Source organism: Rhodopirellula islandica, assembly GCF_001027925.1.
In the GTDB taxonomy this organism is placed as follows: Bacteria; Planctomycetota; Planctomycetia; order Pirellulales; family Pirellulaceae; genus Rhodopirellula; species Rhodopirellula islandica.
Genome location: NZ_LECT01000030.1, coordinates 69,377 through 85,487, shown reverse-complemented (window position 1 = coordinate 85,487; position 16,111 = coordinate 69,377). Strand labels below are relative to the sequence as shown.

Sequence of the window (16,111 nt, the reverse complement as noted above, 5' to 3'; positions counted from 1 at the left end):
CGAGCGGCGACCTCAATTCAAAGGCAGCGGTCGGCCGCTGGCAACTTCGCGATCATCGCGTGTGAACGTACGAAGGCACGTAGTAGATGATTCGGTTGCGGTGTTGGTACTGGCCGAAGTTGCTGTCCCAGGCAGGACGCAAGTTGGGATTGCTCGCCCAGTAAGACGCTTCCAGTCGAGCTTGTCGTTGACGAGACGCTTCGAGAGCACGTGCTTGTCGCAGTTGCATCGCCAAGGAGGGGATTGCTTCTGCGGCGGAGCCCGGCGAATGGACGAGTTTGCGATCCGAGGGGCTGTTCACTGGTTCTGCTTCGGGAGCGGCTTCGGCGACGGCGGGTGCCATTGGCGGAAGTGCCAAGCGTTCGGCGTTCCGTTGAGGCGTGTCACGCTGCGGCGACGCTGAAAACAGATCGTCCAGCCCCTGTGCCGAAGCGGCTGGGGCCATGATTGCGCCAATCAACAAAGCAAATAGATACGGGACGGTCGATTTCATAGGTAAACCTCAGCGAATGGACTGATTTCGTTGGTGGTATCGTCCGGCCTGCCGAGTGGGCTGCTTTGGATTGATCAATTCTCCCAGGATAAAAGCGGGGTGCGGGCGGCTCAGATCGATTTTGGCGGCGCAAACGAACGCGTTGGTTTGCACATTGAAAGCAGTCGTGACAGCTGTTTTTATCGGCAACTTTGGGGAGGAAAAAAGGTTTACGCGGGTTGCAAGGGTTGGCAGATTGCCGTGAAACGGCTCTTGCGATGGATTCTGGCAACGACAGGGTGCAATTTATGAACGTTTTGCTAATCTAGAGGTTGGAAACCGAATTCGGGTTGCCGAATCGATCACAAGTTGTCCCACCTTTCTCCTTCCCGAGTCACCATGATTCAACAAACTCTTCGCTGCGTATTCGCACTTGCATTGCTGGCCACGACCGTTGGTTGCCCACCGCCAGCACCACCAGCTGACGTGGACGTCGACACCGACACCGCAGCTCCTGTTGTCAGCGACAACGCCACTGGCGCTGCTGAAATGCCTTCGGACAACGTGACCGGCACCGCAGAAACTCCCTGAGTTTCCGCCCCACTGGAATTGAAGTCAGAGGATTGAATTTGGTCACACTCGACCAAGTTGATTTGAACACACTCGCTCGGCTCGCGGACGCTTTTGTTCGCGAGCCGATTGCGTTCCCGGTCTGCTTTGCCGTCACCGGAACACTGGGTGCTGGCAAGACACGTTGGACGCAGGAACTCGCCCGCGCGATGGGATTGGACTCGTCTGAAGTGACCAGCCCCACGTTCACCTTGCTCCGAACTTATCGGGCGAAACAGCACACTCTGCACCACGTTGACGCGTACCGGGTCGGTGATGAAGACGAATGGTGGGAATTGGGGTTGGAGGAGTGCTACCAAGAACCCAACGCCTGGACCGTGATCGAATGGGCTGATCGGTTTGCAGAAGCGATGCCACCCGAAGCGATCTGGATGCAGATCGAGATCCAAGCGGATTCACCTGAGTCCGGAACTCGCGAAATTCAGCTTCGTTGCGCCGACCCTGAGCGTTGGCAATGGGTCGAGCGTGTCCTCGATCATCTTCAACCAAGAAGTTGACCGTCCGGGCGGCGCGATGGGCCCCGCCCCGTTGAACGGATCAGCACAGATTCCTACAGCACGCCCTTCGTGCTCGGGATTGCATCGCTGCGAGGGTCGCTTTCAACGGCCATCCGGATCGCTCTCGCGGTGGCTTTGAAAACGCATTCACTGATGTGGTGAGCGTTGCTGCCGTGGTGCAACAAGACGTGCAGGTTGCACTTCGCATTGACGGCGAACGATTGCCAAAAGTGTTCGACCAATTCGCTGTCAAAGGTTCCAATTTTGGGGGCCGCGATGGGAGCGTGGTACTCAAACGCGTAGCGTCCACCCATGTCGACCGCTGACGTGACCAAGCACTCATCCATCGGCAACGTGAAGTGTCCGTAGCGACGTACACCGGCGCGATTGCCGAGAGCCTGGTCAACCGCGGTGCCCAGCGCGATCCCGATGTCTTCGGCCGTGTGGTGATCATCGACGTGCAGGTCGCCCTTGGCTTCCACGGTCAAGTCAATCAAGGCGTGCTTGGCCAGCAGGTCCAGCATGTGATCGAGAAAGCCGATCCCGGACTTGCGTTTGCCAGCACCGCTGCCGTCGAGGTTGACCGACAACTGGATGTCGGTTTCGCCCGTTTTGCGTTCCAGGCTGACTTCGCGTGACGAGTTGGAGTGGGAGGGGGTCATGTCGAGTCCGCTCGGGCGGGAAGAGTAAGGTTGAGAGATTGCATCGCACGCTCGATCATCAACAAGCACGCATCGATTTGTTCGTCGGTCCCGACACTGATTCGCAATCCATCGCCCCAGTCGGGGAAGTCCATGTATCGGATCAGAATCTGGCTTTGTTTGAGGTACTGGTGAATTTCGGCGTGTTTTCCTTCGGGGTGGCGGCACCACACGAAATTCGCGTGCGATGGTGTCACGTCGAATCCAAGTGCTCGCAAGCCGACGGTCAATCGTTCTCGGGTGACGTTCATTTTGGCAACGACATCGGCCAGCCAGTCTTGGCACCCCATCGCGGCGGTCGCGGCGGCGATTGAGATCGCGTCGCAGTTGTAGCTGTCTTTGATCTTGGTCAGTTCCGCGATCACATGTGGTTGAGCCACCAGGAACCCGAACCGGATGCCTGCCAGGCCATACGACTTGCTGAGTGTTCGGGTGACGAAAATGTTGTCGTTGGACTGCACCAGGTCCAGGCAGTTCTCTTCCGCGAAGTCCGCGTAGGCTTCATCGATGACCAGCGGGCAGTCGAGCGAATTGGAAAGTTCGGCGATCTGGCTCTTGGAAACGATCGTTCCGCTGGGGCTGTTTGGATTGGGCAGCAGCACCAGTTTCAGGTCGTCGCGATTTTCGCCAAATGACTGCGGGAGTTCCCACGGATCGTTGAATGGGACTTGTTCCCAGTTCGCACCTTGGATGTCAGCCAGCGTCCGGTACAGGATGTAGCTGGGGTAAGGCAGTCGCAGCGACTCGCCTTCGCCAACAAAACCGCGAACGAGCAAGGTCAGGATTTCGTCGCTGCCGTTGCCGGCGAGCACCCATTCCGGACCAGGCAATCCCAACGCATCCGCGGCGGCTCGTCGGAACGAGGTCGCCATGGGGTCGGGGTAACGGTTCAGCGGTCCGGTTGCGGCGGACTGGATCGCGGAGACCACCGGGGCCGGAGGTGGGTAGGGGTTCTCGTTTGTGTTGAGCTTGATGAATTTGCCCGGTGGCGGTTGTTCCCCCGGGATGTACGGTTTCATCTTGGATAGCGCGGGACGGTATTGCAACGAATCAGCTCGAAGGAGAATGTCGGAAGGGCCGGCGGGGAACAGGCATTGTAGTCATTTCATGACAACATCCCATTCCGGGCGAAGCCGAAATGGGATGCTGGGTTGGACATCGTGGAATTGGAGTGACCGCCAAGCGGCCAGTCAGGTTCACCGGTTCGGGAAGAACTGTTGGTTGATCGAGGGAACGCTTGTGCCAGGACGTTGGGGACTTGGCGCCCGATTGCTGGACTGGCCGGTCGGTGAATTCACTGTGGGGCGTGAAGGGGTGTCCTGCTTTTGAATGTCACTGAGGTTCCAGCGTTTTCCGTTCAGGCCGTCGGAAGGGTTCCAGTTCAAACCAGGAACGAACATCAGCGAGGCGATGCTGGGGCCATTGATCGATGCGGTTCCCCATTCGGTTTCGACCGTGATGAGTTTGACATCGGTCGCTCCCGTGATCGAGTCACCGTTGAGCATGACCACGGTGGTGGTCGCGTCGTTGGCGGAGGCAAAGCGAATGCCGGCAACTTCCGACAAGGGGATGCTGGCGGTGCCGAATGACGTCTGCATTTGCAGCTGAGTCGTGTCGGTCAGCGTGCCTTCGATTTTGGAATCGTTGACCAGGCCGACGGTCACGCTGAGTGGACGGGCTTTGGCAGACATCTCGGCTGCTTGGACCGGGACCGCCTTGGTCGGTTCGGCTTTCGCAGGCGATGCCTTGGGGAGTTCTTCGTCTTGGGCGTGGGCCGAGACGGAAACCACTGCCAGGGCGGCAGCCATCAAAAGGTGGAAGCAACGGCGTTTCATCGGGAAGACTCCGAGGAGATAAGCGAAGGGACTGTGCGGCTAAATGTAGGGGGGACTACCGTAGCGAAAGTCATCAAGACTTTCGGGAATTTGTCAAGCAAGCCGAAACTCTTGATGAGTTTCGCTACCCGGGCAATGAGGCCAGTCGAAACTCTTGACGAGTTTCGCTACCCGAACCATTCGCTGTCACGGACCACTAGCGTAATCGATCCGCAGGATGAAAGAAGAGAGCCTGCCACTCAAAAGGGTGGAATGCTCTCTTGGCGATCGTCAAATCAGCCCATCTGGTGTGACCCGCCTGAATGAGGCGGGGCGATTCAGCGTGTCGCTTCTATTCAGCGAGCAATCCGTCCATGGTCGAAACCAGCGATTTGACCGCGTCGACGCTGTTTTGGAAGGCCTTGGTTTCTTCGTCGGTGAGCGACAATTCGATGATGCGTTCGACGCCACCGCTGCCCAGCACCACTGGAACGCCAACGTAGTAGCCGCCGACGCCGTACTCGGAATCGCAGTAAGCAGCGACAGGGACGACGCGTTTCTTGTCTTTGACGATCGCTTCGACCATTTGGGCACAAGCCGCGGCGGGAGCGTAGTAAGCGCTGCCGGTTTTCAGCAAGGAAACGATTTCGGCGCCGCCCTTGCGGGTCCGGTCAACGATTTCGTCCAAGCGTTCTTTGGAGATCAGTTGGGTGACGGGGATGCCGCCCACGCTGGTGCAGCTTGGGATCGGAACCATCGTGTCGCCGTGGCCACCCATCAACAAGGCGCTGATGTCTTCCACGCTGACGCCCAGTTCCATTGCCAGGAACGTGCGGTAGCGAGCGGTGTCCAAGACGCCAGCTTGGCCGATGACTTTGGCGGGTTCAAAGCCGGTGACTTTGAACATCTGCTGCACCATCGCGTCGAGCGGGTTGCTGACGACGATGATCACCGCGTTGGGGCTGGTGGCTTTGATTTCTTCGGCAACGCTGGTCACGATTTTCGCATTGGTGGCCAACAAATCGTCGCGGCTCATGCCTGGTTTGCGAGGCAGTCCGGCGGTGACGACGATCACATCGCTGTCGGCGGTGTCGGCGTAGTCCGTGGTGCCGACGATGTTCGAATCAAACCCCATGATTGGCGAGGCTTGCATCAGGTCGAGGGCCTTGCCGCGAGGCATGTCTTCGGTGCGTGGGATGTCCAAGAGAACGACATCGCCGAGTTCCGCTGCGGCGCACCAATGAGCACAGGTGGCACCAACATTTCCGGCTCCGACGATGGTGATTTTAGCGCGACGCATGAGAACTCTTTGGGGTGAAGGTGTGCGGGGACTGATTGGGTGAATTCTGCACTTATGGTGGCATCCGTGATTTGAGCGTCAAGAGGGCACGCGAGGGAGCTGGGCAGCCATTGAGAAACGCCGGTGGGGCTGACGGCGATCGCAGAAGGAGGCCGCCTCGCCGAGAAATTCGACGATTTGAAACGCCGTCGCAACGAATGGAGGTCATGCGGATTTTGAGATCGTTTTTCAGCGGGGCCGGGCATGGGACGCGGCGGGTGATGCCCTCCCCGGGATTCTCGCTGAACGCTCGCATTCCGACCCTCCCCAACTGCGTTCAGGAGGGTGAATTCAACCTCGCGAGCACGGCATTTAAAAACTGCACGATCTCATTGCCCGGGGGAAACAAGGTGTTCCGAGCGGGAATGTTCTATGCCCCGGCAGTCAGGTGAGCCAGGCGAGAGGCGAGTTGCCTGAGAGAAAAAAACGAGCCAGTTTTGCTTCCTGCAAAACTGGCGTCGCTCTGTTACCAATTCAAATTGTTACCCGATGCGAACAGTCCTTGTCGGCGATCGGAATTCAAGTTCACCAATGCACCTTGATTGCGTGAGAGAAATCAAGAAGCATCGTTGGGCAACATTAAAATGAAGGGAGTGACGTCCGTGTCAATCGAAGTATTCAAACTGCGATGTGGAGTCCAAACCGTCTCCCGTGTATCGATCACACTCGTTGTGACGAACAAAAACATGGCGAAGCCCTTCGCCATGATTCAGTCAATGGAAAGTTGCCGTGTCAATCAAATGACGCCGGACGGTGACCCCGCTTGTCCAAGGGGAACGTCGAAGAAAGTGTGAGGCGATCGGTGCTTGACAGACTGAAAAGAAATTCTGGCAAACCGCATCGAACACACTCCGTTGGAAGAGACAAATCATCGACCACAATCGGTTGAACAGAACGTTCAGTGCAACCGCTTCACAAGCTTGTGAAGGGATCGAAGATGTGTGGGTCAAGCGAGCGAAAATTTGGCGTGGTGAACCATCGATGTCAACAACAAAGTGATCAAAAAAACATTCGCGTTGACCGGTCAATTGATTTGACCTTGAAAATTGCGACTCGTTCGGGTGAAGTTTTTTTTGTCAACCAAGGGGGAACCGTGGCACGATCAGGCACGGATGCGAAGTCGCAACATCGCACATGCGAAGTCGCGTATGATGTCACGCAAACAGGTTTCCTTTTCTTGGTTGCGGCATGTTGTCCGATGGGATGATTCGATGACGTTGCGTCATCGCCGCCGTGGCACCCGGTGAACTCAACGTGAACGAACTGAACGCGTCTTCCGAACTCGTTTCGAACGAATCGCAAACGCATTTGGACCCTGCTTCAACGGGATCCGATTCTGCCGTTGAACCAAGTTACTGGTTCAGCGATGAGTACGTTGCTCGGATGCGCCAAACAATGGGGCCGGACGCTTGCCGCGCGTTGTCGATCTATCCCCTGCCCGACTCGTTTTGCTTGTCGGTGATTGTGCCGGTTTACAACGAGTGCTCGACCGTGGAGTCGGTGCTGAACTCGTTGCGCAACACCGGCCTGCCGATGCAGATCATCGTGGTGGATGATGGTTCCAACGATGGATCCGGGGAGTCATTGCAGCAATATCAAAGTGACCACAATGTCACACTGATACGACACGCGGAAAACCGAGGCAAAGGTGCGGCGATCCGCACAGCGATTGAAGCCACTCAGGGCGACGTGGTTGTGATTCAAGACGCGGACAGTGAGTACGACCCCGGCGATTTTCGGGTCATGTTGCAACCGTTGTTGGCTGGGGAAGCCGATGTGGTCTACGGCACGCGCTACGGTCATTGCGATCGCCAGGTCTCGCCGTGGTGGCATCAGGCCGTCAACGGGTTCATTTCTTGGTTAGCCAGCGTGGCAATCGGGCCGCGTTTGAGCGACGTCGAAACCTGTTACAAGATGGCTCGCCGTGAGAGTTTCTTGGGCATTCTGCCGCAGTTGAAGGAAAACCGCTTCGGAATTGAAATCGAGTTGACGGCTCGCTGGGCGCGGAAAGGGTTGCGTTTCACAGAGCGTCCCATTCGTTACCACCACCGCTGGTACGACGAAGGCAAGAAGATCACTTGGCGGGACGGGGTCGCTGCTCTGGGGTGCATCTTTCGTTACGGATTGCTCCGTCGATGATCTGCGAGCGGGGCTGCAACGCGGAGTAGCGCAGGCGAACGGATCGCGATGCAGGGTTATCCCGCACAGAGGCTTCAAATTGGGCGGCTGAACAGAACGACAGGATGAAGCGATTGGGTTTCACGTCGCAGGTGTTTCACGCAGTGGTTGTTTCGTGAAAAAGAAACGCTTGTGGCCGTCTGTTTCACGGCCCTGGGCGGTCGCGGAATCGTCTTCCAGACGGGGGAATTCGACCCCGTTTCGATCTGTTCTTTTCCAGGCCGAGTTGGGTATGGTCGCAATCGTGAAACGGAGACTCGACGAGGTCTCGAAAGCCAGTTCACTGATGGGCTTTCGCGGACGCTGACCAGCGATTGAGCGCAGGTCGTTGTCTTGTTGGAAATCCGTTTTCGTCAGCCCACCCCATGCGGTGCGAAGGATTCGCCAAATGCACGAACGGACGATGCGAGCCGTGGCTCGAGGTTTGTTCGTTGCCTGCTGCGCGGTTCCGACCTGCGTGACGATGCTGATCATCCTCGTGATGTGGTCGCCGTGGTATCACCGCCGATGCATCCGGGCGACGGAAGCCACGCTTGCGCTGCAAACTGGTTTGGATGTTCGCATCGGTTCGCTGGAACGCGTCAGCCCAACGACATGGCAGCTGGGCGACGTTCAATTGCGGGACAATGAAACCAAGCAATCGATCGGCCGGATTCGGATTGTTTCCTGGGTGCAAGAGGACGACCGCACGATCGTTCGGTTGAGCCAACCTGAGATTCGCGCGGAGTATCTCGACGACGTGTGGCAGTTGGTTCATGACCGATTTCTTTGTCGGCCCGAGCACACGCTGCATCCGATTCGGTTGGCCGCTGATGACCTGACGATCCAGTCCGCGCATTCTCAAATCACGGTTCGTGATTTGGACGGCAGAATCTTACCGGGCGAGAAAGAAGTCTCCGCCGTTTTGTATTGCATGCTGGCGGGGGAACGACCCGACATTGAACCGATGGAAATTGAAATCAAACGTCGCCGTGATGAGGGGCAGCCACGAACCAGCGTTGCGTTGCGAACCGGCGAACTGAACGCACCACTTGCCTGGTTGGCGGGCTATCATCCCGCGTTTGAAAAACTGGGCGACGAGGCAACGTTCCATGGTGCAGCCAAGCTGTCTCAGGTGCCCAGTCAAGCTGGAGCAGGGGCGGCTGGTTTGGTTTGGATGTTGGATCTCAGCAGCGCTCGAATCGAGAACATCGACATGGCGAGGATGACGGAGTTCTTGCCGCATCGTTTGGTCGGCAAGGGATCGTTGCAGTTGAACCGTTGCCAGATTGTTCCTGGTGGCGTGGTGGATGTCGACGGGGTGGTTCAGATCACACGTGGCTGGATCTCTGCGTCGCTGTTGCCGCGTTTGGCAGAAGACTTGGGGTGCCAGTTGTCCACCGCGGTTCCGGATGACTTTCCATTTGATTTGATTGCGATCGACTTTGATTTGTACGACGGCAAGCTCGCGATGGAGGGCTTGTGCAACAGTCAGCGCGGGTTTGAAAAGATGCCGCCTGGAACGATGTTGTGCGCTGGGGGCCAGCCGATTGTGAGGACCGGTCCTCAACAGATTGCAGCGACTCAATTGATGCGTCTGTTCGCGGCTCCGCACAGCGTGTCGGTGCCAGTCTCCGGCCAAACGCTGGAGATGCTTTGGTTGCTTCAACCGCCTCGCGGTCCGCTCACGTTGAATGATTCCATTGGGAGTGTGCCGGGAACGCCACGAGTCGATGAATCAGGGCTGCCTGTTGGTCAAGATGCACCCCGGGTTTCGGGACGCATCAGCGGGTTTCAATCGGCTCCTGCTCCGAACGATGTGCCATCCCAACCACGTGGCTATTGGTAAGCAAGACGAAACAAGACCAGTCGTCGGTCCGTGGGCAGCGGTTCATTGCGTGGCCGGTGAAAGTCGCTTCAAGGCTGGGTCGGTGACGTTGCTGCCCAAGCTCACGCGATCAGCCAGCGCATCATGGCTGTTGATGGAATCCGCTTCTTGCGTGATTCGGTAAACTCCAGCCAAGCAAGCGGCGGAAACGATGAAGCAACATGCCGTCCAGTAAGGATGGTACGCCGGTCCATTGGCCGAGTTTTGAATCAGCTCATTCAAGATCGGCAGATCCAATTCAGTGACCCGTTGCAGCGACACCGAGAGGGCATTGTTGCAGAAGTGAATCGCGATGCCTGGCAACACGCTTCCAGTTCGCAGTGCGATCCAGCCGAGCAGCAATCCCATGAACGTGGCTGAAATGGATTGTTGAAGCACGCCATGCGAGATGCCAAACATCAACGCGGTGACCAAGACGGCTCGCAACGGGTGGCCGCCGCGGACCAGTCCGCCAAAGATGAATCCGCGGTACGTGAGCTCTTCACAGATCGCAGGCACAAACGCCATCAACAGGATCACCGATGTCCACGGGGCCGATGCGATTTGCTGAGTGAACGGCAGCATGGCCTCGACCGCTTGGTCACTGAGTGGGTACATCGCGCTGATCCATCCAGCCAATTGGATGTAGAGCGGATGAAGCATGACACAGAGCACGCCGATGACCGGCCAAATTCGCCAGTTTGGAAGATTGAGTCGCAGGCTGGTGCGCAGAGAGGTGGTCAGCATGACCGACATCAACAACGTCGGAGCCAAGATCAATCCGAGTTGGGGGATCAGGACCAGCGTCGCGATGCCCGCAAAGGTGGTTGGCATCTCGGTCACGGCTAGTTTGCCAAAGAAGAGTCCGACGAGCACCACGGCTCCGCATCCAAAGGCGACGGTGGGAGTGGCTGCCAATTGGCGGTCACGCCATAGGTGTCGGAACCAAGCCCCGAGTTCCCACTGGTCGCCATCACCAAACAAAACGGATTCGGATTCGAACTGGCGGCGGGCCCACTGAACGGCCAACCACAGGCAAATGCCCGTGACAAGTGCAACGGTCGGAACGTACGTCAAGGCTTCGACCATGTGTCCCTCGACCAGAGTTCTGACGAGCAAGAACATCCCGGTGACGGGAATCAAGCTGGTGCCCAAGCTCAGCGTCGTGCCTGGCAACATCGGTAGCAAGACCAGTGGCAGTGTCAGCATCATCAGCGGCATCAGGTAGTACTGGCCCTCCTTGCTGCTGCGTGCCATGGCGGCGACCGCGAGAGCCAATGCGCTGAACAAGGCTGACAGCGGAATCAGGGCCACGAACAACCACAGCATCGGGATCAAGGGCGGCGTTCCCATGGAGCCGCCCGCGGGACCAATCGCGATTTGGTTGAACACAAACGTGCTGGTGACCAGCATCGAGCAGGCGTTGAGGATCGCGGTCATCATGCTGAATGACATCACCGCGCCGAGCTTGCCCCAAACGATTTCACTTCGAAGCGTGGGGCTGCAGAGCAACGTTTCCAGCGTTCCACGTTCTTTCTCACCAGCGACCAAGTCGATCGCAGGGTAGAACGCGCCGGTCATCGCCCAGATCAGCATGATGAAAGGCAGAAGCTTGCTCCAAAACGCTGCTTCGCGAGTTCGCTCGGGAGCGATGTCGACGTCACGGACTTGGAACGGATCCAAGACCGAAAGCTCCATCCCGGCCGAGGACAATCGATTGCGAACCCAGGTTCCACGCCAGTGATTCAAGATCGAGGCCATGCGTTCTCTCGCGACCAGAGACTGATCTGAGGCAACGTTGTAAAACAGCCCGATGGTGCCTTGTTGGTTGGGCTGGGTTGAGCTGGTTTCTGAGAGAGGTGTTTCAAAACAGATCACGCAGTCATAGATGCCGTCGCGAACCCAGCTTTCACTTCGTTCGCTCAAATCACCGGTGCGTGCCAGTTCGCTGGTTCGAAAAGTCGTCACGTTGACGTTGCGAACATCTTCGGAGACCGCATCGGCAAATCGGTACTGTGGCAGTGCTTTCTCTGGCGTGTCGGTGTCTTCCGCTTCTTTCTCCACCAGCAGCGGAGGGATGTCACCAGTCGCGGCGGCTTGGACATGTTCCATTCCGATCACGCACACCGAGATCGGATGTTGTTGGGTGAACTGCGCGATCTGCAGCAGCAGCATTCCGACGATGGGATACAGCAAGATCGGCAGAACAATGATCGTGAACAGGGTGCGACGGTCTCGCAATTGATCTCGCATTTCGCGTGCGTAGATCAAGCCGATGGTTTCCAGTCGCGGTCGATTGGCTTTGGCGGCCCGCTCGCGTTTTTGTTGGGATGATTCGCTCATTGCACTGCCTCCGTGGTAGCGAGCACTTGGCCACTGTCTTGGTCGTTTTGGGATGCTTCGTGTTGTTCGTTGGCTTCGGCGGTTTCGTGTTCGCTGAGCAGCGAGAAGAACAGTTCTTCGAAGTTTTCTTCTTCGTGCCGGTCGACCAGTTCACCCAAGGTGCCCGAGTCCAAAATGCGTCCGCGATGCATGATCGCGATTCGGTCGCACAACCGTTCCACCTCGCTCATGATGTGAGTCGAAAAGATCAGGCACTTGCCCGCGTCTCGTAATTCGCGAATGACTTCCAGCAGGTTGCGAGCGACCAGCACGTCCAGTCCGAGCGTTGCTTCGTCAAACACGAGCACCGGCGGGTCGTGCACCAAGGCTCGAGCAATCGAAACTTTTTGCTGCATGCCGGTGGACATCTTGCTGCCCGGAACATCGCGAAACTCATTCATCCGAAGTTGGCTGAACAACTTTTCGAGTCGATCGTTCAGTTCGTCGCGTTGCATGCCATGAAGGCGGCCGAAGTAACCGACCATCTCCCAGGCTGTCATGCGGTCATAGATCGCGGTGTTGTTGCTGACGAAACCGATGCGGCGACGGACTTCGGTCGGCTCATGGGACACGTCGTAGCCATTGATCGTGGCGATCCCGGAACTGGGACGCAGCACGGTCGAGAGGATCCGCAGGACCGTGGTTTTTCCGGCGCCGTTGGGGCCGAGCAGTCCAAAGATTTCTCCCGGTTGGACACAAAATGAAATGTGGTCAACGGCCAAGAAACGTCCCCGACGAAGGTCCTCGTAGGCCTTCGACAGGTGTTGGACATGAATCATGAGGTATCAGCCAGGCTCGAATGCAAACGGTCAGTCAGCGGTTCCCGGCGCTTGCACGTGGGTTCCTTTGGGAACCGTAACTCTCAGCGGCGTGTCAGGCGTGATTCCATTCCCTGAATGCGGGCCGCAGGAGTCAAACCGACGACGTGATGGACCGTTTGTTGGGCTTGGTCCGGTCGAATGGATTGTGTCGAGGGCACCGTCAGTTGGCGGGGCTTGGGCACCGCAAGACCAGGCAATCCATTTGCTGATCCAGGAAGATCCCTCCAGGAAAAGGGCCGGTATGGTTGATGGAATCGGAGGGTGGGGGTGTCATGGTCGCTGCACACGCAAGCATCGCCAGTCGCTGCCAATGTTCCATCGTCATGGAGCCTCGCGGCCAACCCAGTTGGTCCCATGCCAATTGGCTCGCCGTGACGATGATCGGACGCTCGGTCATCCAGTCCTGAATGGTTGCCACCTCACGGTTGTGTGAGTGGGCTTGGGTGGGGGTTGCCAATCGCCGCGTGTGAACGATCCATTGATTTTCACCCAACTCAGTGTGCATTTCCAGCCAGCGGTGAGCCAGTCGACGCATCATCTCATTCGTTTCGCGTTGCAGTTGAGCGGCGCGGTGAATTGCCTCAACCGCGGTTGGGTACCGGTCCTCAATCAGTGGCAGCACATCGTGCCGAAGCCAGTTGCGGGTGTAGTGAGTGAGTTGGTTGCTGGCGTCTTCCCGCCAGGGTTGTCCGATTTCACGAAGCCCTGCTCGCAGCGTTTCGCGACGGACTTGGAGAAGCGGACGCCGCACAACCAGGTCCGTGTCCAGGTCCGATGTTTCGGCGATGCCGGCCAACCCCAGGGGGCCTGTGCCGCGAATGAAATGGTGCAGCATTGTTTCCGCTTGGTCGTCGGCAGAATGAGCCAACGCCACGTACCGGCAGCCATGTTGCTGCGCTGTTTGTTGGAAAAATTCACGACGGATTTGACGCAAGGTGCGTTCGTCGCTGGCTGGGCGTGAAGCGGCGGTTTCGTTCGGCTGGCGAACGGAATGTGTCACGCAGGGCAATTGCAGTTGCTGGCAGAGTTCACGGACGAATGCTTCGTCGGCATCGGATTCTTTGCCGCGAAGGCCATGGTTGCAATGGGCAACGATCAACGGGGCGGTGACGCGAGTCCGGTTTGGCTCCGTGGTATTGATCGCAGCGGAGTCCTCCGCCCACAGTTCCGCGAGCAGTCGAATCAGCGCGACGCTGTCCGCACCGCCGCTGCACCCGACCAGGGTTGCGACGTCGGAGGATCGGCCGTGCCGGTTGGGCCACGAAGTGCGAATCGCATCCTGCAAGGACCGCCAGTGGGCGGTCGCGTTGAAATGGGAGGGCTCGTCGGGATGGGGTGGATGCACGTGGCCGATCATTTGGTGGTATGGGGGCGTCCAAGGGGCTCGTGTCCGTTTCCTGCGTCAGTTGGGTCGGTTACACTCGCGATTCCGTCTTAACACCACCGCTTTCAATCCCGTGCTTTGCATTGGACGTTTTGCTCATGTGGCTGATAATTTATCTGCTGTTCCCTCGCTTTGCGACCGTTGGCGTTCTGTTTGCCAACCCGGTGTCGCTGCGATCATGTGTGAAGCAAGGCGTTTTGCACCACCTCGACCTTCGGTGCACGCCTGGGATGAACAAGCGGCTTCGAGAATCTAATGAATCCGCAACTCGCCTCCACCATCCTTTATTGCCTCTTCTTCTTTTTCCTCGGTATTGCTGCCGTCCTGGCCTTCATCCAGCGTCAGGCCGTCAAACGCCGCGAACGGCTTGAGGCCGAAGCCGAAGCGGTTCTCGAAACCGCACGCCGAGAAGCTGAAACACGAGGCAATCAAATCATCGTCGACGCTCGCGAAAACGCATTGGCTATCAAGGCCAATGCAGATCGCGAAGTGGCAGCGATGCGCGAAACGGAACAAATTCGCGATCGCAAACTGGATGCTCGCGAAGACCAGTTGGCCTCCGGTCAAGAGTCCTTGCGCAAAGCCCAGCGTGGTTTGGAAAGCAGCCAAACGCGTCTCGCCGCGCAAATGCGAAATCTGACCGAGCAACGTGCCGAACTGGATCGTTTGGTTCAAGAAAGCCAGCGGGCACTCGAGAAGGTCAGTGGCATGACAGAAGAGCAAGCCGCTGAGAAATTGATGCAGTCGTTGCGGCAAGACCTCGAACACGAAATCGGTTCGACGGTGTTGAAGCATCAGCGTGAGTTGGCCCGACGCGTCGACGCCCAGGCTCGCGAAATGTTGTTGACGGCGATGCAGCGTTACGCGTCGGTGCACACCGCCGACACGACCACCAGCACCGTGGGGGTGCCGACCGATGACATGAAGGGCCGGATCATCGGCCGCGAAGGTCGCAACATTCGAGCGTTTGAAAAAGCCACCGGTGTGGATCTGATCATCGATGACACCCCTGGTGTGGTCGTGGTCAGTGGCTTTGATCCGGTCCGCCGTGAGGTGGCGCGGATGTCACTCGAAAAACTGATCGCCGACGGCCGGATTCATCCATCGAAGATTGAGGAAACGGTCGAGCAGGCTGGCAAAGAGATCCAGTCGTTCATCTTGCAAAAGGGGCAGGAGGCTGCCAGCGAAGTCAACGTGTCGGGGTTGCATGATCGCGTAATTGAAATGCTTGGGCGGCTGCACTTCCGAACCTCTTACAGCCAGAACGTGTTGCGGCACAGCGTGGAAGTGGCGTTTCTGGCCGGCATGATGGCTGAAATGATTGGTCTGGATGGGGATTTGGCGCGTCGTTGTGGGTTGCTGCACGACATCGGAAAAGCCGCCGATCACGAACTGGAAGGTGGTCACCCCAAGATCGGTGCTGACCTGCTGCGTCGCAGCAAAGAGAACGATGAAGTGGTGCATGCCGCCAAGGGCCACCACGACGAAATCGTGACGGAGTTTCCTTACACGATGTTGGTCGCCACCGCCGATGCCTGCAGTGCGTCTCGGCCCGGTGCCCGTCGTGAATCGCTGGAACGTTACGTCAAGCGCATGGAAGAGCTGGAATCGATCGCTCAACGTTTTGATGGCGTGCAGCAGGCCTACGCCATCTCGGCGGGGCGCGAATTGCGAGTGATGGTCGGCAGCCAACAGGTCAGCGACGAACGAGCCGCTGCGATCTGCCGCGACATCGCCTCGACGTTCGAAAAGGAACTGACCTACCCCGGTGAAATCAAAGTCACCGTGGTCCGCGAAGCTCGCTTCACCAACACCGCGAAGTAAGAATTGGCGTTCCGATAGCGAATGCAATTTTTCTTCCGGCTTCTGTCTTTCTTCATCCCGGTAGGGATTTCAGATGGTAGCCGGGGGTTGCTGCGTAGCAGCGTACCCCCGGAAAACGAGCTTCCATCAACTCTCCATCCCGCCGTGGGGGGCGTGTCCATCGGTGGCGCGATCGCTTGCCGACGGCTACCCTCTGATATCCCTAGCGGGATGGAAACTTGTG

At 57.7% G+C, this 16,111-nt stretch carries 13 protein-coding genes; 5 read left to right on the top strand and 8 right to left on the bottom strand.

The window, feature by feature from the left end; translation table 11 throughout:
• Positions 1 to 52: 52 nt before the first annotated feature.
• Entirely contained in the window at positions 53 to 493 is a 441-nt protein-coding gene (locus RISK_RS16115) for a hypothetical protein (RefSeq protein WP_047815349.1), read from the bottom strand.
• 378 nt (positions 494 to 871) lie between these two features.
• Between RISK_RS16115 and RISK_RS16105 the strand changes: the two genes are divergently transcribed.
• Together RISK_RS16105 and tsaE are read left to right on the top strand one after the other, a co-directional pair.
• Positions 872 to 1,063 (top strand): hypothetical protein, encoded by a 192-nt coding sequence (locus tag RISK_RS16105; protein ID WP_047815347.1) that lies wholly within the window; start codon positions 872 to 874, stop codon positions 1,061 to 1,063.
• Between the two features lie 32 nt (positions 1,064 to 1,095).
• Positions 1,096 to 1,599: a tRNA (adenosine(37)-N6)-threonylcarbamoyltransferase complex ATPase subunit type 1 TsaE gene (gene tsaE, locus RISK_RS16100; RefSeq protein WP_047815346.1), complete on the top strand. Its 504-nt coding sequence runs from the start codon at positions 1,096 to 1,098 to the stop codon at positions 1,597 to 1,599.
• A gap of 53 nt (positions 1,600 to 1,652) precedes the next feature.
• Here the strand turns inward: tsaE and hisB are convergent, their stop codons facing one another.
• The 4 genes from hisB to mdh all read right to left on the bottom strand — a co-directional run bounded on the left by hisB (position 1,653) and on the right by mdh (position 5,414).
• Positions 1,653 to 2,261 (bottom strand): imidazoleglycerol-phosphate dehydratase HisB, encoded by a 609-nt coding sequence (gene hisB, locus RISK_RS16095; RefSeq protein ID WP_047815345.1) that lies wholly within the window; start codon positions 2,259 to 2,261, stop codon positions 1,653 to 1,655.
• The gene (gene hisC, locus RISK_RS16090) at positions 2,258 to 3,346 is read right to left on the bottom strand and encodes a histidinol-phosphate transaminase (protein WP_083435005.1); all 1,089 of its coding nucleotides are present in this window, start codon (positions 3,344 to 3,346) and stop codon (positions 2,258 to 2,260) included. The genes hisB and hisC overlap by 4 nt, the downstream gene beginning before the upstream one ends.
• 150 nt (positions 3,347 to 3,496) lie before the next feature.
• Complete coding sequence (locus tag RISK_RS16085) at positions 3,497 to 4,135, bottom strand: hypothetical protein (protein WP_047815343.1); 639 nt, start codon at positions 4,133 to 4,135, stop codon at positions 3,497 to 3,499.
• A 331-nt stretch (positions 4,136 to 4,466) separates the two neighbouring features.
• Positions 4,467 to 5,414, bottom strand: a complete 948-nt coding sequence (gene mdh / locus RISK_RS16080; protein WP_047815342.1) for a malate dehydrogenase — start codon at positions 5,412 to 5,414, stop codon at positions 4,467 to 4,469.
• Between the two features lie 1,293 nt (positions 5,415 to 6,707).
• Between mdh and RISK_RS16060 the strand changes: the two genes are divergently transcribed.
• Both RISK_RS16060 and RISK_RS16050 read left to right on the top strand, forming a co-directional pair.
• Entirely contained in the window at positions 6,708 to 7,592 is an 885-nt protein-coding gene (locus RISK_RS16060) for a glycosyltransferase family 2 protein (RefSeq protein WP_047815373.1), read from the top strand.
• 427 nt (positions 7,593 to 8,019) lie between these two features.
• Entirely contained in the window at positions 8,020 to 9,459 is a 1,440-nt protein-coding gene (locus tag RISK_RS16050) for a hypothetical protein (RefSeq protein ID WP_236696366.1), read from the top strand.
• A gap of 42 nt (positions 9,460 to 9,501) precedes the next feature.
• Here RISK_RS16050 and RISK_RS16045 read toward each other — a convergent pair whose 3' ends face one another.
• From RISK_RS16045 to tilS, 3 genes are all read right to left on the bottom strand, one after another.
• Complete coding sequence (locus RISK_RS16045) at positions 9,502 to 11,820, bottom strand: ABC transporter permease subunit/CPBP intramembrane protease (RefSeq protein WP_047815337.1); 2,319 nt, start codon at positions 11,818 to 11,820, stop codon at positions 9,502 to 9,504.
• On the bottom strand, positions 11,817 to 12,638 hold the full coding sequence (locus RISK_RS16040; RefSeq protein ID WP_047815336.1) for an ATP-binding cassette domain-containing protein: 822 nt from the start codon (positions 12,636 to 12,638) through the stop codon (positions 11,817 to 11,819). The genes RISK_RS16045 and RISK_RS16040 overlap by 4 nt, the downstream gene beginning before the upstream one ends.
• A gap of 202 nt (positions 12,639 to 12,840) precedes the next feature.
• Positions 12,841 to 14,025, bottom strand: coding sequence for a tRNA lysidine(34) synthetase TilS (gene tilS / locus RISK_RS16035; protein WP_236696365.1), 1,185 nt, complete (start codon positions 14,023 to 14,025; stop codon positions 12,841 to 12,843).
• 294 nt (positions 14,026 to 14,319) lie between these two features.
• Between tilS and rny the strand changes: the two genes are divergently transcribed.
• Positions 14,320 to 15,888, top strand: coding sequence for a ribonuclease Y (rny, locus tag RISK_RS16030; protein WP_047815334.1), 1,569 nt, complete (start codon positions 14,320 to 14,322; stop codon positions 15,886 to 15,888).
• Positions 15,889 to 16,111 lie beyond the last annotated feature (223 nt).

Coding starts and splice junctions, on each gene's coding strand:
- RISK_RS16115 (WP_047815349.1), bottom strand. CDS start 493: ATGAAATCGACCGTCCCGTATCTATTTGCTTTGTTGATTGGCGCAATC.
- RISK_RS16105 (WP_047815347.1), top strand. CDS start 872: ATGATTCAACAAACTCTTCGCTGCGTATTCGCACTTGCATTGCTGGCC.
- hisB (WP_047815345.1), bottom strand. CDS start 2,261: ATGACCCCCTCCCACTCCAACTCGTCACGCGAAGTCAGCCTGGAACGC.
- RISK_RS16085 (WP_047815343.1), bottom strand. CDS start 4,135: ATGAAACGCCGTTGCTTCCACCTTTTGATGGCTGCCGCCCTGGCAGTG.
- mdh (WP_047815342.1), bottom strand. CDS start 5,414: ATGCGTCGCGCTAAAATCACCATCGTCGGAGCCGGAAATGTTGGTGCC.
- RISK_RS16050 (WP_236696366.1), top strand. CDS start 8,020: ATGCACGAACGGACGATGCGAGCCGTGGCTCGAGGTTTGTTCGTTGCC.
- RISK_RS16045 (WP_047815337.1), bottom strand. CDS start 11,820: ATGAGCGAATCATCCCAACAAAAACGCGAGCGGGCCGCCAAAGCCAAT.
- RISK_RS16040 (WP_047815336.1), bottom strand. CDS start 12,638: ATGATTCATGTCCAACACCTGTCGAAGGCCTACGAGGACCTTCGTCGG.
- rny (WP_047815334.1), top strand. CDS start 14,320: ATGAATCCGCAACTCGCCTCCACCATCCTTTATTGCCTCTTCTTCTTT.